The 24090-nt window shown below is 41.7% G+C and carries 20 protein-coding genes; 9 read left to right on the top strand and 11 right to left on the bottom strand.

Features of this window, described 5'->3' with window-relative positions; genetic code table 11:
- Positions 1-3 precede the first annotated feature (3 nt).
- From PQ461_RS13105 to PQ461_RS13095, 3 genes are all read right to left on the bottom strand, one after another.
- The gene (locus PQ461_RS13105; RefSeq protein WP_274205974.1) at positions 4-981 is read right to left on the bottom strand and encodes an electron transfer flavoprotein subunit alpha/FixB family protein; all 978 of its coding nucleotides are present in this window, start codon (positions 979-981) and stop codon (positions 4-6) included.
- Between the two features lie 17 nt (positions 982-998).
- Positions 999-1742 carry an electron transfer flavoprotein subunit beta/FixA family protein gene (locus PQ461_RS13100; protein ID WP_274205973.1) on the bottom strand — a complete coding sequence of 248 codons (744 nt, stop codon included), beginning with the start codon at positions 1740-1742 and terminating at the stop codon, positions 999-1001.
- Between the two features lie 245 nt (positions 1743-1987).
- Positions 1988-2872, bottom strand: coding sequence for a helix-turn-helix domain-containing protein (locus PQ461_RS13095; protein WP_274205972.1), 885 nt, complete (start codon positions 2870-2872; stop codon positions 1988-1990).
- A gap of 225 nt (positions 2873-3097) precedes the next feature.
- Between PQ461_RS13095 and PQ461_RS13090 the strand changes: the two genes are divergently transcribed.
- Complete coding sequence (locus PQ461_RS13090; RefSeq protein ID WP_274205971.1) at positions 3098-4351, top strand: OmpP1/FadL family transporter; 1254 nt, start codon at positions 3098-3100, stop codon at positions 4349-4351.
- 92 nt (positions 4352-4443) lie between these two features.
- Entirely contained in the window at positions 4444-5790 is a 1347-nt protein-coding gene (locus PQ461_RS13085; protein WP_274205970.1) for an SGNH/GDSL hydrolase family protein, read from the top strand.
- Positions 5791-5869: 79 nt separating this feature from the next.
- On the opposite strand, the gene PQ461_RS13080 is transcribed toward PQ461_RS13085, so the two are convergent.
- Positions 5870-8311: an ABC transporter permease gene (locus PQ461_RS13080; RefSeq protein WP_274205969.1), complete on the bottom strand. Its 2442-nt coding sequence runs from the start codon at positions 8309-8311 to the stop codon at positions 5870-5872.
- Positions 8312-8570: 259 nt separating this feature from the next.
- On the opposite strand from PQ461_RS13080, the gene PQ461_RS13075 reads away from it, so the two are divergent.
- The 3 genes from PQ461_RS13075 to PQ461_RS13065 all read left to right on the top strand — a co-directional run bounded on the left by PQ461_RS13075 (position 8571) and on the right by PQ461_RS13065 (position 10744).
- The gene (locus PQ461_RS13075) at positions 8571-9416 is read left to right on the top strand and encodes a methylated-DNA--[protein]-cysteine S-methyltransferase (RefSeq protein ID WP_274205968.1); all 846 of its coding nucleotides are present in this window, start codon (positions 8571-8573) and stop codon (positions 9414-9416) included.
- A gap of 98 nt (positions 9417-9514) precedes the next feature.
- The gene (locus PQ461_RS13070; RefSeq protein ID WP_274205967.1) at positions 9515-10360 is read left to right on the top strand and encodes a phosphatase PAP2 family protein; all 846 of its coding nucleotides are present in this window, start codon (positions 9515-9517) and stop codon (positions 10358-10360) included.
- A gap of 108 nt (positions 10361-10468) precedes the next feature.
- Complete coding sequence (locus PQ461_RS13065; protein ID WP_274205966.1) at positions 10469-10744, top strand: hypothetical protein; 276 nt, start codon at positions 10469-10471, stop codon at positions 10742-10744.
- 45 nt (positions 10745-10789) lie between these two features.
- Here the strand turns inward: PQ461_RS13065 and PQ461_RS21240 are convergent, their stop codons facing one another.
- The 3 genes from PQ461_RS21240 to pyrE form a co-directional block, all read right to left on the bottom strand.
- The gene (locus PQ461_RS21240; RefSeq protein WP_443192770.1) at positions 10790-10900 is read right to left on the bottom strand and encodes a hypothetical protein; all 111 of its coding nucleotides are present in this window, start codon (positions 10898-10900) and stop codon (positions 10790-10792) included.
- A 98-nt stretch (positions 10901-10998) separates the two neighbouring features.
- Positions 10999-12627 carry an ABC-F family ATP-binding cassette domain-containing protein gene (locus PQ461_RS13060; protein ID WP_274205965.1) on the bottom strand — a complete coding sequence of 543 codons (1629 nt, stop codon included), beginning with the start codon at positions 12625-12627 and terminating at the stop codon, positions 10999-11001.
- Between the two features lie 410 nt (positions 12628-13037).
- Positions 13038-13679 (bottom strand): orotate phosphoribosyltransferase, encoded by a 642-nt coding sequence (pyrE, locus tag PQ461_RS13055; RefSeq protein ID WP_274205964.1) that lies wholly within the window; start codon positions 13677-13679, stop codon positions 13038-13040.
- On the opposite strand from pyrE, the gene PQ461_RS13050 reads away from it, so the two are divergent.
- A complete protein-coding gene (locus PQ461_RS13050) occupies positions 13678-14316 on the top strand; it encodes an NUDIX hydrolase (protein ID WP_274205963.1) in 639 nt (212 codons plus the stop codon). The genes pyrE and PQ461_RS13050 overlap by 2 nt on opposite strands.
- On the opposite strand, the gene coaD is transcribed toward PQ461_RS13050, so the two are convergent.
- The 3 genes from coaD to PQ461_RS13035 all read right to left on the bottom strand — a co-directional run bounded on the left by coaD (position 14285) and on the right by PQ461_RS13035 (position 16151).
- Positions 14285-14746 (bottom strand): pantetheine-phosphate adenylyltransferase, encoded by a 462-nt coding sequence (gene coaD, locus PQ461_RS13045; protein ID WP_274205962.1) that lies wholly within the window; start codon positions 14744-14746, stop codon positions 14285-14287. The genes PQ461_RS13050 and coaD overlap by 32 nt on opposite strands.
- Before the next feature lie 74 nt (positions 14747-14820).
- On the bottom strand, positions 14821-15357 hold the full coding sequence (locus PQ461_RS13040; RefSeq protein ID WP_274205961.1) for an RsmD family RNA methyltransferase: 537 nt from the start codon (positions 15355-15357) through the stop codon (positions 14821-14823).
- Positions 15348-16151, bottom strand: coding sequence for a DUF3822 family protein (locus tag PQ461_RS13035; protein WP_274205960.1), 804 nt, complete (start codon positions 16149-16151; stop codon positions 15348-15350). The genes PQ461_RS13040 and PQ461_RS13035 overlap by 10 nt, the downstream gene beginning before the upstream one ends.
- Before the next feature lie 96 nt (positions 16152-16247).
- Here PQ461_RS13035 and PQ461_RS13030 point away from each other — a divergent pair, with 96 nt between their 5' ends.
- The gene (locus PQ461_RS13030) at positions 16248-17663 is read left to right on the top strand and encodes an ATP-dependent DNA helicase (RefSeq protein ID WP_274205959.1); all 1416 of its coding nucleotides are present in this window, start codon (positions 16248-16250) and stop codon (positions 17661-17663) included.
- 76 nt (positions 17664-17739) lie between these two features.
- Complete coding sequence (locus PQ461_RS13025) at positions 17740-19767, top strand: PAS domain-containing sensor histidine kinase (protein WP_274205958.1); 2028 nt, start codon at positions 17740-17742, stop codon at positions 19765-19767.
- 12 nt (positions 19768-19779) lie between these two features.
- On the opposite strand, the gene PQ461_RS13020 is transcribed toward PQ461_RS13025, so the two are convergent.
- On the bottom strand, positions 19780-21111 hold the full coding sequence (locus tag PQ461_RS13020; protein WP_274205957.1) for a sensor histidine kinase: 1332 nt from the start codon (positions 21109-21111) through the stop codon (positions 19780-19782).
- Positions 21112-21332: 221 nt separating this feature from the next.
- On the opposite strand from PQ461_RS13020, the gene clpB reads away from it, so the two are divergent.
- Positions 21333-23924 carry an ATP-dependent chaperone ClpB gene (clpB, locus tag PQ461_RS13015; RefSeq protein WP_274205956.1) on the top strand — a complete coding sequence of 864 codons (2592 nt, stop codon included), beginning with the start codon at positions 21333-21335 and terminating at the stop codon, positions 23922-23924.
- Positions 23925-24090 lie beyond the last annotated feature (166 nt).

Genomic DNA, 24090 nt, shown 5'->3' with positions numbered 1-24090 from the left:
ATATTAATGGTGTTCGGCCTTGAATTTTTTAACTGCTTCTGTTAAACGGGGCAGTACTTCCATAACGTCGCCAACAACGCCATAGTTTGCCGCTTTAAAGAAAGGCGCCTCCGGGTCTTTGTTGATTACTACAATGGTTTTAGACCCGCTTACTCCCGCCAAATGCTGTATAGCACCCGAAATACCGGCCGCAATGTAAAGATTAGGGCGTATGGTGCCACCAGTTTGGCCAACATGTTCGTGGTGTGGGCGCCAGTGTGAATCTGCCACCGGGCGCGAGCAAGCCGTAGCCGCACCAAGCTCATGTGCAAGGTTTTCAATTAATCCCCAATTTTCAGGGCCTTTCATTCCGCGGCCGCCTGAAACTACCAGTTCGGCATCTGCAAGCGGAACTTCTCCGGTTACTTTATCAACAGATTGCACTTTAATGCCGAAGTCTTTATCCTCAAAGCTCACGTTAAAGGGCTCTACTGTGGCATTACCTTCGCCTTTTTGAAGCGGGAAGGTATTTGGGGCAAGCATGATCACCTTTACTTCGGTTGGGGCGGTTACATAAGCAAAAGCCTTACCTGAGAATGCTGATTTTTTGGTCTCGAAATTATTACCGGTATCAGGCAGCGATAATGCACCGCTGATTAATCCGGCTTTTAATTGTACGGCCACGCGCGGCGCTATAGTACGGCCGTTAACATCATGCAGGGTTACAATAACCGGGCTGTTTTCCTGCTTTGCAGCAGCAACCAAAACACGTGTAACGGCGCGTGCATGTAAGTCATTCAGGCGGTCATCGGCAACATGCAATACTTTATTTGCGCCGTATTGACCAAGGCTTTTCAGTTCATCTTCGGTTATGGTGCCGGTAGCTACAGCAGTGGCGCTTGTACCTAATTTATTAGCAATACCAGCGGCATATTGTACTGCCTCGAGGCTTTTCTTTTTTATAGTTCCTTCGGTATGTTCTATTAAAACAATTACTGACATCTTTTTAAGCTTTAAGGTTAAATAACTTTGGCTTCGCTGTGTAACAGGTTAACCAGTTCGTCCATCTGATCCGGCGCGATGAGTTTCACACCTGCTTTTGCCGGCGGCATTTCATAACGCGATACTTTAGTTACTGCATCAACAGCAGACGGTGTAACCGTTTTTAAAGGTTTGGTACGCGCTGTCATAATACCGCGCATGTTAGGGATGCGGGCTTCTGCAACACCTTTTTGGCATGATATGACCAACGGCAAATTAGCCGAATCTGTTTCTTCGCCGCCGTCAATTTCGCGCTTCACCGTAGCTGTGTTGCCATCAACTGCAATATTGGTAGCAAAACCAATGAAATCGGTATCCAGTAACTCTGCCAGCATTGGGCCTACGGCACCGTTAGCATAATCAATGGATTCTTTACCGCAAAGGACTAAGCCGTATCCTTCAGCCTTTGCATAGTCGGCAATGTAGCTTGCAATCTGGTAGCAATCATTACTGTCTGCATCTATACGGATGGCTTCATCGCCGCCAATGGCTAATGCTTTACGTATGGTAGCTTCGGTATTGGCCCTGCCCACCATAATTACGTGAACCGCTTCTACAATACCGCTTTCCTTGAGTTCGAGGGCGCGTACAAGCGCATACCATTCGTCGTAAGGATTAATAATATAGGTTACACCATTCTCTTCAACAGCTGTATTATTGTCTTTTAAAACAATTTTAGTCACCGTATCGGGCACCTGGCTAATACAAACTAATACTTTCATTTTATTTATAGGTTAATTGGCAGATTGATACCACTTGTGGAACGGGTATCTTTATCAATGCCAAAATTATAGGTAAGCCACAACTAAAAAAGGGCAGAAATGCGGTTCTGTTGGTCAAAAAATCGGAAGGGTGTTTTTTTGTTGCGAGGTGTGAGTTCCGAGGTTCGTGTTTTTTGTTCCCTGTAAAAGAAATACTACGAGACAGAAATCTCAGAAACAGGGAAACCCGGAAACTGATACCAGAGTCACCCGTTCGCTTTTACGCGATATTCTGACGGGGACAAGCCGGTTTGCTTTTTGAAGTATTTCCCAAAAGATGATTGATCTGGGAAATTAATTTCCTCCGCTATTTGTGCCACGCTGAAATCATGGTTACGTAGCAGAACTTTAGCTTCCAGAACCACGGCATCATCTATCCATTCGCCTGCGGTTTTGCCGGTTACTTCTTTAATGGTTTCTGTTAGGTGTTTTGGCGAAACAAATAAAGCTTCGGCATAGTACTGCACATTGCGGTGTTCTTTATACCGGCTAAATACCAGATCCTGAAATAAGTTATTCAGTTCCTGTTTACGGGTAAGCTTGTTCTTAATAATCACGTGCTGCTGCTCATAGTCGGCCGCTACTTCATATAGCAATATGGTCAGCAGGTTTCTCGAAATCTCGGTACGGTAAGGGTGATCTTCGCGCTGCAGTGTTTTCCGGATCAGGTCATACAGCTCTAACAACGGTTCGGCGCTTTTATCATTTAAATAAATAACCGGGGTTGATGAAGTGTTAAAATAACTGAATGATTCTATAAAGTGGCTGTTAGTATTATGCTCTGTAAGGAAAGCTTTTGTGAAAACCACAAAACGGCATAAAAAATCCGGACTGGCATCATAAATACGCAGCACATGAAAAGGGGTTGCCAGTAGCATGGCATCTGTACGGGCATCATAGATCTGCAGGTTTACTTCCACTTTGGCTGTGCCGCGTGTACATATACCTATAATATAGCCTTCAGAACGGTAGGGGTATTCGCTTAATTCAAGTAATTGTTTTTCTTCAGTTATAAAAAAATCTGTACCAACAGATTTATCGGCATAAAGATCAACGAATTTGGGAAAACTCAGTTGCGCAATTTTTTTCATTAAACGGAGATGTAGCTTCTAAATAATGGCTAAACATATTCAATTTATGCTAATGTCTGAAATTTTAAGTGGCCGATTGTTACAAAGGCTTAAATCAAAAACCGACTTTTTGACGAATATATCCGCTCTTTAAACCTTTTTTTGATAAGTTTGCCAACTACTTTTATGTGTTATACGCTTTAATACCAATTGTAAAGCACCTAAGAAAACCTATTTTATTATTGTATGAGAGGAAAATTACTAACGCTATTGTCGTTATTGATAACGGCAGGGGTGTATGGACAAGGATTTCAGGTAAATCTGGCCGGTCAGCAACAGATCGGTATGGGCCATACGGGGACAGGTTTAGCGCAGGATGGAGCTGCCATTTTTTTTAACCCGGGAGCAGTTGCGCAACTGCCCGACAATTATGTACAAGGCGGTATAAGCCCTCTGTTTTTTAAATCTGCATTTCAGGGTACAGGGTCAAACGTTACTTACCACAACAGTAATGAGGTAGCCACTCCATTTTCTGCTTATGCTATTTGGGGGCCTAAAGATGCTATCTGGAAGGCCGGCATCGGGGTGTATACACCTTTTGGCGGACTTGTTAACTGGGGAAATAACTGGCAAGGTAAATATGCTTTGGAAAGCCTTGACCTGAAGGCAATATTCTTTCAGCCTACGTTAAGCGTAAGGCTGGGCAAGTACATCAGCGTGGGTGGTGGTTTTGTTTTCAGCCAGGGTTCTGTTAACCTGAAACGTGCACTACCATTAGCTAACAGCGCAGGCGACGACGGGCAGGCGGAACTTAAAGGTCATGGCCACGGCTACGGCTGGAATGCCGGTATATTTCTGGATACCCATACAGGCTTAACAGCTGGTGTTTCTTATAAATCAAAAGCAACTACAACTATTAATGGCGGCGATGCTATTTTCACAGTGCCTGGTGCGGTACAAGCTAACTTTCCACAGCCTAATAGCTTTTCGGCAAGTTTACCTTTGCCTGCCACCACATCTGTTGGTTTAGGTTACAAAATCAATTCGCAGTGGCTTGTTGCTGTTGATGCCAATTTTACCAATTGGAGTGTGTTTAAGTCGCTTTCATTTGATTATGCGAATAATACTGCTGTTTTGCAGGATACTAATTCGCCGCGTAATTACAAAAACTCTTACAGTCTGCGTGGTGGTGTGCAATACACCCCAATTTTTACAGAAGGCAGTAAAAAATATAACAGCAAATGGGCTATCCGCGCAGGTGGTGGTTATGCATCATCAGCACCGGCAGATGGCTATGTAACTCCCGAAGTACCAGATGCAAACCGGATTTATTTCACAGGCGGCCTTGGATATAAAATTACCAGGAACTTTAATGTGGATGTATCTTTTGAATATGAGTACCTGAAACCAAGAACACAAACCAATATTGAAACCCAACTTTCTGGTACCTATAAAACAGAAGTATATATACCAGGTATTTCAATAGCTTATCACTGGTAAGCCGAATTTATTAGTTAAAGCAAAGCGTTTAAGTACAGCCTGATGTAATGCCAAGTTAAACAGGTGTCAAAAAGGCTCAATTACAGATCAACATGAACAAGCAATACATTAAAAATATATTCCTGATAACGGCAGCTGCAGTGGCAATAGGCGGCTGCAAGCCGGAGATCAATAGCCCATCAGGAACAACACATGGCTCAGCCGATTTTTCAAGATACATTGCAGTAGGTAACTCACTCACAGCAGGTTATGCCGATGGTGGTTTATATCTTGAAGGACAGAAAAATTCGTACCCGTCAATGATTGCTGCACAAATGGCATCAGTTGGCGGCGGAACATTTACCCAACCGCTTTTTGACCAAAGCCAGGCAAACGGATCAGGGTACTTAACCTTAACAGGCATTGACAAAACAACGGGCTCGCCGATCACAGCTAATGTAACTACTAACCTGGCGATTACTGGTCAAACGCCTATCCCGGGGTTTGGTAACGTAACCACTTATGCAAAATACACAGGTACCGACTTAAATAACTACGGTGTTCCGGGCATTAAGTTGCTGCACATTACATTGGCTGCCTACGGCAACTTAAATGGCTTTTACGAAAGATTATTACCGGGAGCAGAGGGTACGCACAATACCACTTATCTTGATTTTATTACCTCAAAGCCTTTTACATTTTTCAGCAACTGGCTGGGTAATAACGATGCGCTTGGCTATGCAACATCAGGCGGTGCAGGAGATGTATTAACAGATAAAACAGTTTTCGCACAATTATATACTGCGTTAATTGCTAAAATGACTGCTGGCGGTGCTAAAGGTGTTTGCGCTACCATACCAGATGTAACCAGCATACCTTACTTTAATACGGTAACCCCGGCTGCAATTTTAGCAGGCGTACAAAAAGCGAACCCGGCGGTGCAGGCTATTTACATCAATGCTAAAACAGCAGCTGATGCTTCTACAACTTATGCACCAAGAGCCGCCAAAAGTACCGACTTAATTGTGCTTACTTTCCCTACAAGTTTAATTGGAACCCCAGTTGCTACACCAGCAGGTAACCTGCCTTATGGCTTAACACCATACACCCCAATAGATAACAAATATGTGCTTGACGAAAACGAAGTAGCAATAGCTAAGGATTACGTTAACTCTTACAACAACACGATCAAATCGGTTGCCGCTTCTAAAGGTTTAGCCGTTGCAGATATGTATACCTTCTTGAATGATGTAAAAGCAAAAGGATTATTGATTGATGGTGTTAGCCTAAACTCATCTTACATAACAGGTGGACTGTTCTCGTTAGATGGCGTACACTTAACCCCGAGAGGTTATGCAGTGGTAGCTAACCAGTTTATTAAAGCTATTAATGCACAATATGGGTCAACCATTCCATCGGTGAATGTTTCTGCTTACAGAGGTGTGAAATTCCCCAACTAAAACTTTTTATATATGACAAAAGCCACCGCAAGGGTGGCTTTTGTGTTTAAATCAACTTATATAGACAATAGTTCCCCAACTATTCAGATTTTAAGCTTTTTACAGGGTTCATCATTGCGGCTTTAATCGACTGGAAGCTTACCGTAATTAAGGCCAAAAAGATGGCAGACAACCCCGCAAGCAAGAAGATCCACCACTGTATAGGCGTACGGTAAGCAAAGTCCTGCAGCCATTTATTCATGCCCCACCATGCTACTGGTGAACCAATAAGGATGGCTATTATTACAAGCTTTACAAAATCAAATGAGAGCATGGTTGTAATGCCGTGTATGCTGGCGCCTAATACTTTTCTGATTCCTATTTCCTTACTGCGCTGCTCGGCCATAAAGGCAGATAATGCAAACAGGCCTAAACATGCTATAGCTATGGCAAGTACAGCAAAACTGGTAAAGATATGGCCGGTGCGTTGTACATCTGAATACATATTGGCAAACTGCTCATCCATAAAGGTGAATCTTATAGGCTGATCGGGCGAAAAGCTTTTCCATACAGAACTTACCGCATTTATAGCTTGCCTGGCATCTGTTCCGGCTATTTTTAAGGAAACGATAGAGGGGCTTAAACCAAAGTGTAATGCCAGTGGCGAAACCTCTTCGCGCATAGAATTAAAGTTAAAATCCTGTACCAGGCCTATTATTGTAAATACCTCACCACCATTGGAAATCCGCCTTCCTACCGGGTTTATTAAATTCAGCTTTTTAGCCATGCTTTGATTAATGATAAGGCCTTTTTCGTCGGTGCTAAGTGTTGAGTAAGAAAAGTTGCGGCCTGCAAGCAATTTGATACCTAATGTTTTAAGATAGGTATCATCGATATCCCAGAACTGGCCGCTAACAGCCGGGTCAAGCTTATTACGTCCTTCTATAAAAAATCCATTTCCATTACGTTTGCTTCCGTTGATGGGCAAATAATCACTAATCGAAACACTTTTTACCATTGATAATTTCGACAGTTCATTTTTAAGATCTTTTACTTTATCATTTGTTAAAGTATTAGTGCCCTGTATCAGTAAAACCTGGTCTTTATCAAAACCAACCTTACGATTTAAAATGAATTGCATTTGATTATACACAACTATGGTGCTGATGATAAGGATAATGGAAACCGTGAATTGGAACACCACCAGGCTATTTCTAAGCACCGAGTTTTTACTTCCGGTACTTACAGAACCTTTGAGCACCTGTACAGGTTTGAAGCCAGATAAATAAAAGGCGGGGTAAAGACCTGCGGCAAGGCCAACAATTATTGCTGAAAAAATAATGACCGGTAAAAACCACCATGATAACCATGGTATGGTTAGCGCTCTTGACGATAATATATTAAAATATGGTAAAAGCAGCCAGGCAATTAATACGCCTAAAACAAATGATATTACACTGTATATCAATGACTCGGTAAGAAACTGATTGATCAGGCTGCTGCGATGAGAACCTACTACTTTTCTTAAACCTACTTCTTTGGCTCTGTTTGCCGATTTTGCAGTTGAAAGATTGATAAAGTTAATGCAGGCAATAGTGAGTATAAAAGCGGCTACTGCACCAAATAACCACACAAAACGAATATCTCCATAAGTAAGGCTATCACCAATATCATACGACCTTAAATTTACATCTGATATAGGTTGTAAATATATTCCGAATTTACCTGATTCTTGCGCTGCGTTAATATCGCCCTGTCGTACCATTTCCGGAATGAAATAGCTTTTCATTAACCCCTTGTAGAGCTTTTTCTCAAATGCTTTTGGGTCTACGCCTTGCTTTAGCTTGATATAGTCTGTGTAATTCCAGGCCGACCATTGGGTTTGTTCGCCCTGCCATAACTCTTTTCCCGTTAGGGTCAGGAAGAAATCAAACGGCCGCAGATGTGAATTTTGCGGAATGTTTGCCATCACACCGCCAATTTTATATGGCCTGCTTTTATCATCATTCAGATACATCACCTTACCCACAGGATTTTGACCGGGGAAATACTTATCGGCTTTACGTTTAGAGATCAGCATCGTAAGCGGTTCGGCAAGGGCACTTGCATTGCTTCCGTAAATCATTGATAGTTTTAAGATGTCCAGCGTTTCCTGGTCAATGTAAGCGAAACCTTCCTCATACGTATTTTGAACCTGGTCGGCAGGGCGTAACTCATTGCTACCCGCTCCCCAAAAAAGCGGGCTGGTCATTAACCTGCCTGATTTCTCAACTTCAGGAAAATCTGATTTAATGGCTTTCCCGGCAGGGGCTGGCATTGACAACCCTTTTTGCAGGCGCCCATTACCTGTGTAAGACATCACTACCCTGTAAATACGGTCATCGTCAGGATAGGCCTTGTCATAACTTAGTTCAAACTTTATATATAAGGCAATAAGCAGGCATGCAGCTATTCCAAGAGAGAAGCCACCAATTTTAATGGCAGCATAAAGCCTTTGTTTGCGTAATTGCCTGAAAGCTATTTTTAAATAATTTTTAATCATGATGAAACAGCAGAGGTTAACGTTGGAGATTAATATATCATGGTATAAAACTATGTCCTGTAATTAAATAATTGATAATCAGTAACTTGTTTAAATATCTTTTTTATTTGCTGTACGTTATCGAACAGTGATTGAGCGATAATAGTACATGGGCATTAAAATGTATGTATATAATGCATGTTATTTGTACTAATCTTAGCAAGATCCGGGTTTAGCGGCTTGCATAATCAAGTTAAATTTGTTGTATAATAGCTAAGAGATGGAAACACAGTTAGATACCGATTATAACAGGATAGCCAAAGCAATAACTTATTTACGGATTCATCATACAGAACAGCCCTCACTTGATCGGCTTGCCGAACATGTAAATCTAAGCCCTTTTCATTTTCAGCGCATGTTTAAAGAGTGGGCAGGCGTAACGCCTAAACAGTTTCTTCAATACCTGAGTATAGAACATGCTAAAAGCATATTAAAACAACAGGCTTCGTTATTTGATGCTGCGTTTGAAACAGGGTTATCGGGCACCGGACGTTTGCATGACCTTTTTATAAAGATGGAAGGTATGACGCCCGGCGAATACAAAAATGGGGGAGCAAATCTCAGCATCAATTACAGTTTTGCAGAAACAGCCTTTGGCAACATCCTGATAGCGTCTACATCGAAAGGAATTTGCTATATGGCTTTTGCTGACGAAGGCGAGGAACTGGCTCTTGCAGCATTGTATAAATTGTTTCCTAACGCCACGTACCATCAGTTTGCAGATACGTTACAGCAAAATGCACTGTTTATCTTCACGCAGGACTGGAGCCGTTTAAGCGAGATAAAACTGCATTTAAAAGGTTCGCCGTTTCAATTAAAAGTTTGGGAAACCTTGTTAAAGGTACCTATAGGCGGTCTTGTTACCTATGGGCAGCTTGCCAAAGGCTTAAACAACCCACTGGCCAGCAGGGCTGTAGGTTCGGCGGTAGGCGATAACCCGGTTGCATTTTTAATTCCCTGCCACAGGGTGATACGTTCAACCGGCGAGATTGGCCAATACCATTGGGGTAGTCACCGTAAATGTGCTATCATTGGCTGGGAAGCTGCAAAGAATTGTAATATTTGATTAGTGAAATACCGATACACATTCCGTTCAACTTGTATCTTTTCAAAACAAACACATAGGGGTTTTACGTTTAGGTAATATTACCTTAATGTGAGACCTTGAAAAAACTGATCTATTTTTTACTGCTGTTAATTTCTGTAAGCGCTGAAGCGCAACAAACCGATACTACCAAAAAGATAAGTATTGCTGATACTTTAAAGAAAGATCTGCTTACAGCACCAGATACGGTGCCGCATTTAAGAAGCAAATCATGGACCCTGATTCCGCCTGCTGTGCTGGTAGGTTATGGCATTACCTCTTTTTACGCAAAGCCTTTAAGGCGGCTTGATCGTTATATTTATAAAGAAGCGAACGAGCACGATATTATAACTACTTCGCATCTTGAAAACTACTTTCAGTATGCGCCCGTTGCGCTTACCTACGGCTTAAATTTGGTAGGGGTGCATGGTAAAAATACCTTTGTCGACCGTACATTCATTTACCTGCTGTCACAGGGCATGTTGCAGCTTACCACTTTTACGGTTAAGCGTTCTACTCATCGGTTGCGCCCTAATGGAGCAAACAGATACTCTTTCCCATCTGGACATACGGCCAATGCCTTTGCCGGTGCCGAATTTATGGCGCAGGAGCTGAGCGGCAAGTCTGAATGGTATGGTGCGCTTGGTTATGCATTTGCTACAACTACAGGCATATTCAGGATTTATCACCAGGATCACTGGTTCAGCGATGTTATAGCCGGGGCCGGTTGTGGTATACTGGCAACTAAGGGTGCTTATCTGCTTTATCCGGTTATCAGGAACCGGCTGACAAGGGCAGGGCGGCAGAAGGAAAAGAACAGGGATATACCACCTGAATTACAGAAAAAAAAGCAGCCGAAAAACACATTGCTTTTACCCACTTATCAAGGCGGGACAGTAGGCCTTTCTTTTGCAATGGAACTTTAATAAATATGGTAATATCATATTATTCAATGTTAATTATATTTCGTAGCTTTCAATGTGTTAACATAATGATAATATTAAATACATATTTAGTAAACATATATTTGTATTATGAAAAAAGACAATCTAAAATCACAAGTTAAGTCGATACGAAAAACCATTAAGCATAGCATTAAGTTAGCTGTAGTTGCCGATCTGAAAAAATTAGCTGCCGAGTTTGGAGATACTTCTAAAAAAATTGATAAGCAGATCAATAAAAGGGCTGATAAAATAGCCGGAAAGATTGCAAAAGAAATAAAGGTTGATAAAGGTGCACTGCACGCAAAAGCAGAAGAAAAAGCACCGAATTTAAGTGCGAAAAACGTTGATGTAAACGGTGCATCATAAAACAAAGAAGCCATCCCCAGGGATGGCTTCTTTGTTTATATCTATTTAAGGATGTGTGCCGGTATAAATTACTGCGCCAAACAAAATGGCTATTATAAAATAACACCACGGGTTTGCAAAATTTAGCGTATAGCCAAGGTCACTGCGTTTAGGCACCCACACCCGTTTATCATTTTATTGAAATAAAATATCCCCAGTTTGTAATTAGCCTGATTAGTATCATTGAAATTTTCCACAGGGAGATTATTTAAATGTTAAGCAATTGCATACATTTCTTCGCGTTGCTTTTGCACGGCTTCGCTGTTTACATATTCGTCATAAGTCATCAGCTTATCTATAATTCCCGCCGGTGTAATTTCAATAATACGTGTGGCAACGGTTTGGGTAAGCTCATGATCTCGTGAAGTGAACAGCATGGTGCCTTTAAAATCTTTCAACCCGTTGTTTAAAGCAGTGATTGATTCCAGGTCAAGGTGGTTCGTAGGCTCATCAAACATTAACAGGTTAGCCTGTTGCAGCATCATGCGGCTAAACATGCAGCGCATTTTTTCGCCACCCGATAGTACCGAGGCTTTCTTAAGCACTTCTTCGCCGGTAAATAACATACGGCCTAAAAAGCTGCGGATAAACTGATCATCCTTTTCACCCGGCGAATACTCGCGCAGCCAGTCGATCAGGTTATCGGTTTTACCTTCAAAGTAAGCAGCGTTTTCAATAGGAATATCTGCAATGTTAATGGTAACACCCCATTTAAAGCTTCCGCTGTAGTCGGTGTCGCGGCCGCTTAAAATATCATAAAAAGCTGTAGTCGCTAAGCTGTTTTGTGACAACACCGCAATCTTATCGCCTTTGTTTACCATCAGGTTTATGTTATCAAATAGCATTTCGCCACCCATGGCTTTGCCAAGCTTTTCAATCTGAAGGATCTGGTCACCCGCCTCGCGTACCTGCTGGTTAAACATAATAGCAGGATATTTACGATTTGAAGGTTTGATCTCGTCCAGGTTGATCTTATCCAATGCTTTCTTACGGCTGGTTGCCTGTTTTGATTTTGATGCGTTGGCACTGAAACGGCTAATGAACTCCTGAAGCTCTTTAACCTTATCTTCCATTTTCTTATTCTGATCGGCACGCTGCTTTAAAGCCAGTTGGCTCGACTGATACCAGAAACTGTAATTACCGGTATAAATGGTCATCTTGCCAAAGTCAATATCTACCACGTGGGTACAAACGGTATCTAAAAAGTGCCTGTCGTGCGACACAACCAACACAATAGCTTCATATCCGGCCAGAAAATCTTCAAGCCAGCTGATGGTATGTATATCAAGGTCGTTGGTAGGCTCATCCAGCAGTAATATATCCGGACTACCAAATAGGGCCTGTGCTAATAACACACGTACTTTTTGATTACCGTCAAGCTCTTTAAGCAATTTATAATGCAGGTCTTCGGTTATGCCCAGGTTGCTTAAAAGGGTAGCGGCATTGCTTTCGGCATTCCAGCCATCCATTTCTGCAAAAAGATTCTCCAGTTCGCCTGCACGTTCGCCGTCGGCATCGCTGAAATCTTCTTTCAGGTAAATGGCATCTTTCTCTTTCATGATACTGTATAGTTCCTTGTGGCCCATCAGCACAGTTTCAATCACCGGACATTCATCAAACTCATAGTGGTTTTGTTTTAATACCGCCATACGCTCGCCCGGAGTGAAACTAACCGATCCTGTGGAAGGATCAATTTCCCCGCTCAGGATTTTCAGGAATGTGGATTTTCCTGCCCCGTTTGCCCCAATTATGCCATAACAATTTCCCTGCGTAAACTTTAGGTTTACGTCTTCAAACAAAGTACGTTTGCCGTAACGAAGGGATAAATTGGATACTGTAATCATGTTTTACCTCAATTCTGAATATAAGTGCAAAGGTACTAATTTGCGCTCGAATTTGCCCGAAAAGGCTTTAAATTATCGGATTAACATGCTACAATGATTGAATATCTTATGTAACATGTTTGATGTTGAATGACTAAAATTGTATCCGGATATACCGTTTAAACGATCTGATCAGATAAATAATTGATGAAATTATTTAACAAATTAGCTACATATTAATAATGGAACAGTGTTTGCAATTATCTAAAAAGATTAACTAAAACTATAACCATTATGATCGCTTTAATAACAGCTCTGGTAATTGTAAATGTGATAGCAGTAATTTACAATTTGGATAAAAGGAAGAGAATCTATTAACAGAATAATTAATAGCTATAAATATAAAGTCCGCCTGATACAGGCGGACTTTTTTATTGGCCCCAGGTTGATGGGTTTTCGCGCCATTGTTTTAAAATATCAAGGTCGCTCGTGTTGATATAGGCGTTTTGTTCTGCGTATTTTAACAGTGCGTTGTAGTTGGATAGTGTGGCAAAACGACATTTTGCTTCTTTGAAATTTTCTGTTGCGGCATCAAACCCGTAGGTAAATATTGCTGCTAAACCTGCAACATCATAGCCAGCCTCGCGCAAGGCAGCTACAGCCTGTAAACTGCTTTTCCCGGTCGAAATAAGGTCTTCAATTACGGCAACACGCTTTCCAGGCAAAATTTCACCTTCAATCATTTTCCCTGTTCCATGTTCTTTTGGTTTTGAACGCACGTATATAAAAGGCAGGCCAAGTTCTTGCGCAACCAGTGCGCCCTGGGGTATGCCGGCTGTTGCTACGCCGGCAATACAACTTACCACACCAAATTCTTCCTGAATAAGTGCGCTTAGCTGTTGCCTGATATAGGTACGGATAGCAGGGTGTGACAGGGTAATACGATTATCACAGTAGATTGGCGAACGCCAGCCCGATGCCCATGTAAAAGGATTAGCAGGTTGTAGTTTTATTGCTTTAATTTGCAGCAGAAATTCAGCTACCTGCTGTTCAATCTCAGTTTTATTAAACATGGCTCAAAACTACAGAATTTATATCAACGAAAAGACCATAAGTATTACAGAATCTGCACCTGAAGGCATAAATCAATCAGAGCTAATTGGAGTAGAGCAATTTGACTTTTCAAAAATTTATTTCCAGGTACTTAATTCTACCAGTAATCAGTTCTACGTGATCACTGATAATGCAAAGGCTTTTTTAAAAAGGATAATTAAAAGCGTAACGCTTATTGAAGCAGCGGGCGGGTTAGTTAAAAATAAAAAAGGCGAGCATCTTTTTATTTATCGTAATGATAAGTGGGACCTGCCCAAAGGTAAACTTGAAAAAGGGGAGGGCCCGCGTGCAGGTGCAGTAAGAGAAGTAGAAGAAGAATGCGGAATTGAGATCAGCAGTTCGGGTAAAAAGATTTGTAAAACATACCACGCTTATACCATAAAAGGCCAGGTTGTGTTAAAAAAGAGCCACTGGTATAAAATGAAGTATACCGGCAAGGGCAAACTTGTACCGCAGTTAGAAGAAAATATCACTGATGTAAAATGGTTTACTAACGATGGTTTTGCGCTGATCTTAAGCAACACTTTCCCTTCCATTATCGAAGTAATGGAAGAAAGCGGGCTGCTTACAGATGGTCAAGAGCAGCAGCAGGGATAAACTTGCTTACATCGCCGTTATAGCGTAAAATATCGCGTACAATGGTTGAACTGATAGACGAATAGCCGGGCTTGCTTACAATAAATATGCTTTCTATATCAGGGGCCAGGGCGTGGTTCATTTGCGCTATAGCCTTTTCGTATTCAAAGTCGGACACGGTACGTATACCGCGTATCATCCAGGCAGCGTTAATACTGCGGCAAAAGTTAACGGTTAAACCTTCGTAAGTAACTATTTCAATCTTAGGCTCATGGTTAAAAACCGCGCGCAATAACTCTTCGCGCTTAGCCATGCTTAATAAACCCTGTTTAGAACTGTTGGCGCCAATGCCTATGTAAAGCTTATCAAATAAGCCAAGCGAACGTTCAACAATATCAACATGGGCTTTTGTAACTGGATCAAATGAGCCTGGAAACAGCGCAATTTTCATAGCTTTCGGTTTTGCAGGTAAAGCTGCACCAAAAAAATTAAACCGTCAATACTATTACGATACTTAAAGTAAAGTTAATCTTTGTTAAAAAAAGAGAACGACGAATGCCCGTATCTGCGTTGTTCTGTAAACGCGGGGTGGTTGCTTAGGTTCTGCATCGACTGATGTTCTACGATCAACAACCCGCCCGGTAATAAAAGGTCCCGGTTAAAAACAATAACAGGTATTTCCGGAATACGGCTAATGTCATAAGGCGGGTCGGCAAATATGAGATCATATTTTTCGGTCTCTTGCTCAAGATATTTAAAAACGTCTGCCTTAAATGTTTTGATCTGGCTTAGTCCGTGCTGCTTAGCGGTATCATTTACGTATTTAATGCAATGAAAACTACGGTCAACAGATTGTACATGTGTTGCACCCCTGGATGCGAACTCGAAACTTAGATTTCCGGTACCGCAAAAAATGTCCAGTACTTTTATGCCATCCAGTTCGATCTGGTTTTGAAGGATGTTGAAAAGCGCTTCTTTAGCAAGGTCTGTAGTGGGGCGTACAGGTAAATTAGCCGGCGGGTTTAACCGCAGGCCTTTTAATCTTCCACCAATTACGCGCATAAGTTTAAAGCCGATAGAGAAAGCGCCTCCTGTATGGTAAGCTGCTGTGGTAATCGAGATAAAAGCGACAAAGCATTAATCTCAATCTTTGGGAAATATTCGCTTAAAGCGCGAATGGTTTCATCATTGAGGCTAACTTCACCGCTCAGCATCAGTTTGATATTAACCGGGTTAATTTGCAGTTCACTTAGTGTAAGTGCTACAAAGTATACCAACTCATGTGTATTCTCATAACTAAGCCGATTGTAAAACCGCAGCTTATTATTTTTAAAGTAAAGCAGGTGAACGGCATCAGGCTGCACATCGATATAAAAATTTTGCCAGTTGGCCTCGGTCTCACTTATTGCCTTAATCCATCCTTTATAAAAAAAGCAGATATGATAGTATTTATACCTGGCAGTAATTTGAGGGACCATCTGATTGCCATCTTTAAAAAAGATAAAGTTATCATCGTTTAAAGACTGGCGATATACCTTTTCATGTTCATTTACATCTAAAAAGCGGCTTACCTGAACATCCAGCTCATCTTTATGAAGGCTTTTGGGCAAAATGGTAAAAACCTGCGGTTCAATGCCGATAATTACTTTATTATATTCCTGGCTTAAGTAGTCAGACAGTTCTTGCGGTGCAAGCAATTCATTTAAAGGATAATTTTTTCCGTAAACCTGAAGCTCTTTCTGATAAACCACCGCAAAAGAAAAATCCCGTTCCCTTATTTGTAGTAAAAGGATGAAGTTCTTAGTCCGCTCGGGTCTAAAGTCGTCGCTGATATACAGTTTTGATTGGCTCGTCATTGCTGGTCAGCCACAAATGTAATATTTTCTTCGTTCATTAACTCATCGCTTGTTTGGTAATAACTTAATAACTTAGCACCTCAACTATTTAAAGTAATGCCTGCTATCGATCATATTTACAAATCATTTCCACACCAGCCTACCGGGCAGCAGCAGGAATTATTTGAAAAAATAGATCAGTTTTTAAGAGATCCTAACGGCTACACCTGTTTTATATTAAAGGGATATGCAGGCACCGGCAAAACCACTATTGTAAGTGCTTTGGTTAAAGCCCTTAAATACTACGGGTTAAAATCTGTACTGATGGCGCCTACAGGTCGGGCAGCTAAAGTGATTAGCAGTTATTCGGGGCGTAAGGCTTTTACGATACACAAGCGCATCTATCGTAAAAAATCGGCCATGAATGTGGACGAGGCCTTTTTGCCCGCCCAAAATGTGGCTGAGGATACTTTATTTATTGTAGATGAGGCATCCATGATCAGCGATGAAGGAGGTAGCTTTAGCAGGGCCTCGCTTTTGCATGACCTGATCGAATATGTATATAACAACAATAATTGTAAACTGCTGCTGGTGGGCGATACCGCACAGTTACCGCCGGTAGGTTCTGACGATAGCCCAGCCCTTAACGCACAGCTGGTACAGCATAATTTTGGCCTTAAAGTTTCTGTTTATGAACTAACAGAGGTGCTGCGTCAGCAAAAAATGTCAGGAATACTTTACAATGTAACCGGGATACGCGAGCTGATAAGGCAGGGGCTGGAAGAAGCCCCGCAGATTACTACAAAAGGCTACAAAGATGTTTTCAGGATGACAGGTGAGCGTTTACAGGAAGGTTTGGAATACGCCTATCGTAAATATGGTAATGAAAGTACCCTGATTATTACCCGCTCTAACAAAAACGCAAACATCTACAATCAGCAGATACGCACAAGGTTACTGTACCGCGAAGAAGAAATAACAGGCGGAGACCAGATCATGGTAGTACGCAACAATTATTTCTGGCTGCAGGCTAATGACGACGATAGCACCGGGTTCATTGCCAACGGCGATATGGCTGTAATCAAAAGGGTGCGTAAAGTTGAGGAAATGTATGGTTTGAGATTTGCAGATGTACAGCTGCAGTTTTTGGATTATACCGAAGAACGAACGATGGAGTGTAAGGTGCTGCTGAATACGATAAGTTCTGAATCGCCTGCATTGTCATCGGCCGATCAAAAGTTGTTTTACACCGAGGTAATGAAAGATTATGCCCATATTCCTAACCGAAGGGCGCAGCTTAATGAATTAAAGCTTAATCCGTATTATAATGCGTTGCAAATCAAATTTTCTTATGCGGTTACCTGCCATAAAGCGCAGGGCGGCCAGTGGGATGCTGTATTTGTAGATCAGGGCTACCTGACCGAAGAGATGATTAATACCGATTTTTTAAGATGGCTATATACTGCTTGTACACGTGCCCGCCAAGAGCTTTTCCTCGTAAATTTTAGCGAAAAATTTTATTTAGAACAATAACTATACGGGTTGATTTGTTATTGATTTAAGTTATAGTAATAATTATTTACCTTAGCGGTTGTTCCACCTCTTCTTAATGACGACTACAATTTTCGATTTTGACGATAAATTAGTGCTTGATGTGCTGGCATTCTCTAAAGATGCAACAGCTGTTTATATCTCCGAAGATTTACATATCAGGTTTGCTAATGATGTAATGTTGAAATTCTGGGACAAGGGGCGCGAGATTATCGGGATGCCGTTAGGCGAAGCAGTGCCTGAATTGCAAGGTCAGCCTTTTCTGGATATATTAAAAGAAGTTTGGCGTACAGGTACGACATACAAAGCAACAGATACGCCTGCTAATCTGCTTGTAGACGGGACTCCATCTGTATTGTATTTTGATTTCCAATATCGCGCTTTATTAAATGAAGAAGGCAAAACTTATTGCATATTACATTCGGCTACAGACGTAACGAGGCGCTTAAGAGCATGGCAGTTGGTGCATGAGAAAGAACAGCGCGAAACCCAGCTTATTGCTGATCTTTCTGACTCTAATGAGCGGCTTACTACACTTAATGAAGCGCAAGAAGCAGCTAATGAGGAGCTTTTATCTGCCAATGAAGATCTTGCAACTGCGCAGGAGCAGCTGAGTGTATCAAATGATAAACTAACTGAAAGCGAGAACCAGATACGCAACGTATTTGAGCAGGCGCCTGTTGGTATTGCGGTGCTTCGCGGCCCCGATCATATTATAGAAATTGCCAATAAGGCCATCTTAAATATATGGGGGCGCAGAGAGCAGGAGGTGTTGAACAAGCCACACAAAATTGCAAGGCCGGAGTTAGCGGGACAATCTGTTTATGGTTGGCTTGACGAAGTTTATCAAACCGGCAATAAGCGGGTAAATAACGAGATCCGTATAATGCTTTACGATAAGGGTGGCTTGCGTGAGGCATTTGTTAACTCTATTTATCAACCGCTACGTGATGCGGAAGGTAAGGTGAACGGCATATTAGTAATTTTAGAAGACCTGACAGATGTAATAAAAGTCCGTAGAGAAGCTGCCCGGATACAGGATATGTTTAACCTGGCTATAGAGGCCGGGGAACTGGGTACATTTTATTATGACCCCAAAACCAACTCATTTACAGGTAACGATCTTCTAAAATCATGGTTTGGTTTAAATCCAGAGGATGAAATAAGCTTAGACGCAGCTATTGATGTAATTGCCAAAAGCGACCGTCAGAAAGTAATTGATGCCATACAGCAAACGCTCAGATCTGAAAAATACAGCAACTATGCTGTGGAGTACACCATCATTAATCCTTTAACGCAGCAATCGAGGATTGTTAGGGCCAAAGGAAAGTCTCGGTTTGATGCACATGGTAATGCAATTAGTTTAAACGGTACAGTGCAGGATATTACAGAACCAAAGCGGGATGAGCAGCGAAAAAATGACTTTATTGCCATGGTTAGCCATGAGCTTAAAACTCCGCTTACTTCTTTAAGCGGCTATATACAAATTCTGCAAAAGAAAGCCACGGGTAGTGTTGATAAGGCCGTACCGGGGATATTAGCCAAGGCGCACAAGCAGGCTGTTAAGATGACTACCATGATCAATGGTTTTCTGAACGTATCGAGATTGGAGTCGGGTAAAATTTCAATAGAGCGGGCAAGGGTTAATATGGCTTCTCTAGTAAGAGAAGTTGAAGACGGAATTGTACAGGACTCGCTATCGCACCGCATCATATTTAAACCCGTACAAGAAACATGGGTTAATGTTGATCGGGATAAGATAGAGCAGGTAATTAATAATTTCATCAGTAATGCTCTAAAATATTCTCTGCCCGGCACCGATATTCATGTGTCATGCGTTATCCGGAACGGGCATGCGCTTGTAGAAGTTACCGATGAGGGCATGGGCGTGAGCGAAGCAGATATTCCTCACCTGTTTGATAGATTTTACCGGGTGCAGGGTAAAGAAATGACCTCAATAGCCGGGTTTGGAATAGGCCTTTATCTTTGTAAGGAAATAATTGAACGGCATGAAGGCGAAATTGGCCTGATAAGCGAGCCGGGCAAAGGCAGTAAATTTTGGTTTACGCTCCCTGTTATTAAATAGCGTCGCCTGATCTTAAACAGCTTCTGGCAGGCTTATCTTAAACACCGAGCCTCTTTTTTCCTCACTTTGTACCTCAATTTTGCCATTATGTTTTTCAACGATCTGCCTCACAATGCTCAACCCCAGCCCGGTAGACAGTTCTCCCCGTATTCCTTTACGGCCAGCCTTTGAAAAACGCTCAAAAATATGCGGCAGCATTTCTTTAGGTATACCCATACCATGGTCGCGCACTTCTATATGTATGCCTTGTTTTGTCTTGTTAAGATAAAGCTCAATGGTATCTTCATCCTTCGAAAACTTTATAGCATTACTGATCAGGTTATCAATTACCCTGTGAAATTTTTCCGGGTTGATATTGGCATAAAGTGGCTGTTTGCCGCTAATCAATGCGATGTTATTTCTTACATTTTTACCAAACTGCCAGGCATGAATGATATGATTAAGTAGCTGGTTAAGTTCTACACGTTCGGTTTGTAAAACATCAATATTATCATTACGGGCAACCTCGAGCAGGTCGTTAATAATGGCTAACGCCTTTTCGCATGATGCCTTTATCATGTTCACGTTATCCTGCATGTCATCATCAAGCGGCTCTAATTCCATAATCATCGCTACAGATTCTACTGCGCCAATGGGGTTTCGCAGGTCATGGGCTACCATGCCCAATACTTCATTTTTAAACAGGCTTGCTTTTTCAATCTCTACGTTTTTCTCACGTATTTGCATCAGTTGCATATAGTGTGCTGCACGGTATGAGTAGGTGTAGCGCGAGATAAAGAAGAAACCTGTAATAAGTACAAAGCCTATAAGCTCATTATACATCATCTCTGTAGTGTACAAATTGCAATAAAACAAGGCGGCAGTAAATATGATTTCTGTGAACACGCCCAACATAATGGTATCTTCCCATTCATACAAAAAAACCAGCCCGATAAATATCACCGCAATTACGTAAATCACCATGCTGTTGCGCGGATCATGTGTAGAGATAATGCTGGCCGCTAATCCTGCGGCGATAATATATAACGAAAAGCAATTTACCACCAGCGACATCATTACGTTGGGTTGCTCTTGCTTTTTATATTTGCTCAAAAGTAAATTAGCGGCAATTATAAAAACAGGCGTAGCCAATAAAAAGCCCAGGTTAGTGGTGTTAAATTCCGGGAAATTGTCTGCATGCGTAGTGCTCTCGGGCAAAACAGTATAAAGCAAACGCAGGAATATATTGATAGCGAAAAAAACTACGGCAGCAATTTGCGCCGCCTTCAGGTTTTGAAGCGTATAGTATTTACGGAAACCTTTCCTGTATTTTAGAGGCAGGCTTCTGAAAAAATAGGTATCCAAAGCTAAATAAATTGGGGTCTTCTCAAAATTATAAAAATTAAATCAAAGTCGCTATTTATTGCCCTCTGCCTAAACATTGTGTGGTAATATTAAGTATATCTACATAACTGATAAATTAACTTTTAAATATAAGTGCGCGTCAATTTGTCGTTAGAGATTTGTTTTTTAATGACATTTTATCAGGTTTTAATAACTGGCAAAAGAATTGAATTAAAGGTGTTATGAATTTCAACAACTTTACAATAAAAGCTCAGGAGGCCGTGCAAAAGGCTTCGGAGATTGCAACTGCAAATCAGCAGCAGGCTATTGAAAATGCACACCTGCTTAAAGGGTTGTTGCTTGCTGACGAAAATGTTGTAACCTATTTATTAAAAAAACTAAATGTAAATATTACCAGGCTCAATACTGTGCTTGATAAGCAGATAGAATCATATCCTAAAGTAAGCGGCAGCAATATGTACCTGTCGTCAAATGCTAACTCGGCTTTGCAAAAAGCACAAAGCTATTTGAAAGAGTTTAAGGATGAGTTTGTATCTGTTGAGCATGTGCTGCTGGGTATATTGTCAGTAAATGATGCTGCCGGTAACGCTTTAAAAGATGCCGGTGTAACCGAAAAAGATTTAAAGAAAGCGATCACCGAATTCCGTGGTGATAGCCGCGTTACTGATCAGAATGCAGAGGCTACATTTAATGCCTTAAACAAATATGCACGTAACCTTAACGAGTACGCCGAGTCTGGAAAACTTGACCCGGTTATTGGCCGCGACGAAGAGATACGCCGTGTGATACAAATACTATCGCGCCGTACTAAAAATAATCCGGTATTGGTAGGCGAGCCGGGAGTTGGTAAAACAGCTATTGCCGAAGGTATTGCCTTCCGGATTATTAAAGGCGATGTGCCCGAAAACCTGAAAACCAAAACAGTTTTCTCATTGGATATGGGTGCATTGGTGGCCGGTGCCAAATATAAAGGCGAATTTGAGGAACGTTTGAAAGCGGTGGTTAAAGAAGTAACCCAAAGCGATAGTGAGATCATCCTGTTTATTGATGAGATCCATACGCTGGTGGGTGCTGGCGGTGGCGAAGGCGCTATGGATGCCGCAAATATTCTGAAACCGGCTTTAGCCCGTGGCGAACTGCGTGCAATAGGTGCAACTACGCTTAACGAGTATCAAAAATATATCGAGAAGGATAAGGCTTTAGAACGCCGTTTCCAACGTGTACAGGTAGACGAGCCAGATGCTGCCGATGCGATTTCTATTTTGCGTGGTTTGAAAGAACGTTACGAAACCCACCACAAGGTGCGTATCTTGGATGAGGCTATTATCGCTTCGGTAGAAATGTCGCAACGTTATATTTCTGACAGGTTTTTACCGGATAAAGCAATCGACTTAATGGACGAAGCGGCATCAAAACTTCGCCTGGAAATGGATTCGGTACCAGAAGCCGTTGACGAATTGGAACGCCGCATTATGCAGTTGGAGATAGAACGTGAAGCCATTAAACGTGAAAATGACGACCGTAAAGTAAAAGATCTGAGCGAAGAAATTGCTAATCTTTCTGCTGACCGCGATGCTTTACGCGCAAAATGGCAAAGTGAAAAAGACCTTGTAGATGGCATAAACTTAAAGGTTGAAGCCATTGAAAACTACAAACTGGAAGCAGAGCAGGCAGAACGTGCTGGTGATTATGGCAAGGTAGCTGAAATACGTTACGGCCGCATCCGCGAAACACAGGAAGAAATAGATAAACTAAAAGCGGCGCTACTGGAAAACCAGGCCGATAGCCGTATGTTGAAAGAAGAGGTTACTGCCGAAGATATTGCAGGCGTTGTTTCACGCTGGACAGGTATCCCGGTAAGTAAAATGGTACAAAGCGAGCGCGAAAAATTACTTCACCTGGAAGAAGAACTGCATAAACGTGTTGCAGGGCAGGAAGAAGCGATAGAAGCCATCAGTGATGCCATACGACGCAGCCGTGCAGGTTTGCAGGACAAACGTAAACCAATTGGTTCCTTCATATTTTTAGGTACAACAGGTGTCGGTAAAACAGAATTAGCCAAAGCACTGGCCGAGTTTCTGTTCAATGATGAACAATCAATGGTGCGTATTGATATGTCTGAATATCAGGAACGCCATGCGGTAAGCCGTTTAATCGGTGCGCCTCCGGGCTATGTGGGTTATGATGAAGGTGGCCAACTAACAGAAGCTGTACGCCGTAAACCTTACAGTGTGATCTTGTTAGATGAAATCGAAAAAGCTCACCCGGATGTATTTAACATTTTGCTGCAGGTGCTTGATGATGGCCGGTTGACTGATAACAAAGGCCGTGTGGTAAATTTCAAAAACACTATCGTGATCATGACTTCTAATATCGGTTCACATGTTATTCAGGAGAATTTTGAGAACTATGATGAGGATGATAAAGAAGAAGTGATTGCACGCACCAAGGCACAGTTGTTTGAACTGTTAAAGAAAACTATCCGTCCTGAGTTTTTAAACCGTATCGACGAGATCATTATGTTCACCCCTCTTGGCCGTAATGAGATAGCTGAGATCGTTAAACTTCAATTTAAACAGTTACAAGCTACTTTAGCTGAAATGGGTATTACTATGGACGCTACCGACGAGGCTTTGGATTGGCTGGCACAGTTAGGTTATGATCCGCAATTTGGTGCCCGCCCGTTAAAACGTGTTATTCAGAAACGGATACTTAACGAACTGTCTAAGCAGATACTTGCCGGTAAGGTAGATAAAGATAGTAAGATCAAACTGGATATGTTCGACAATCAGTTTGTCTTTCTGAATGAATAAATGATTTTGTTAGTTGTATGCAAGCAGCAGTTTGATTTGTGAAATTGAGCAGAGTTGAATGTGCTGATGATTTGTGAGTGTGAGTGAATGAGCGCGAGATAACTGTTGTTTGCTAAACTAACTTAAACAAAATGACCACCAAAAAAATGGTGGTTTTTTTGGTGGT

Source organism: Mucilaginibacter sp. KACC 22063, from assembly GCF_028736115.1.
GTDB lineage: Bacteria > Bacteroidota > Bacteroidia > Sphingobacteriales > Sphingobacteriaceae > Mucilaginibacter.
This window is presented reverse-complemented; position numbering and strand designations above follow the sequence as displayed.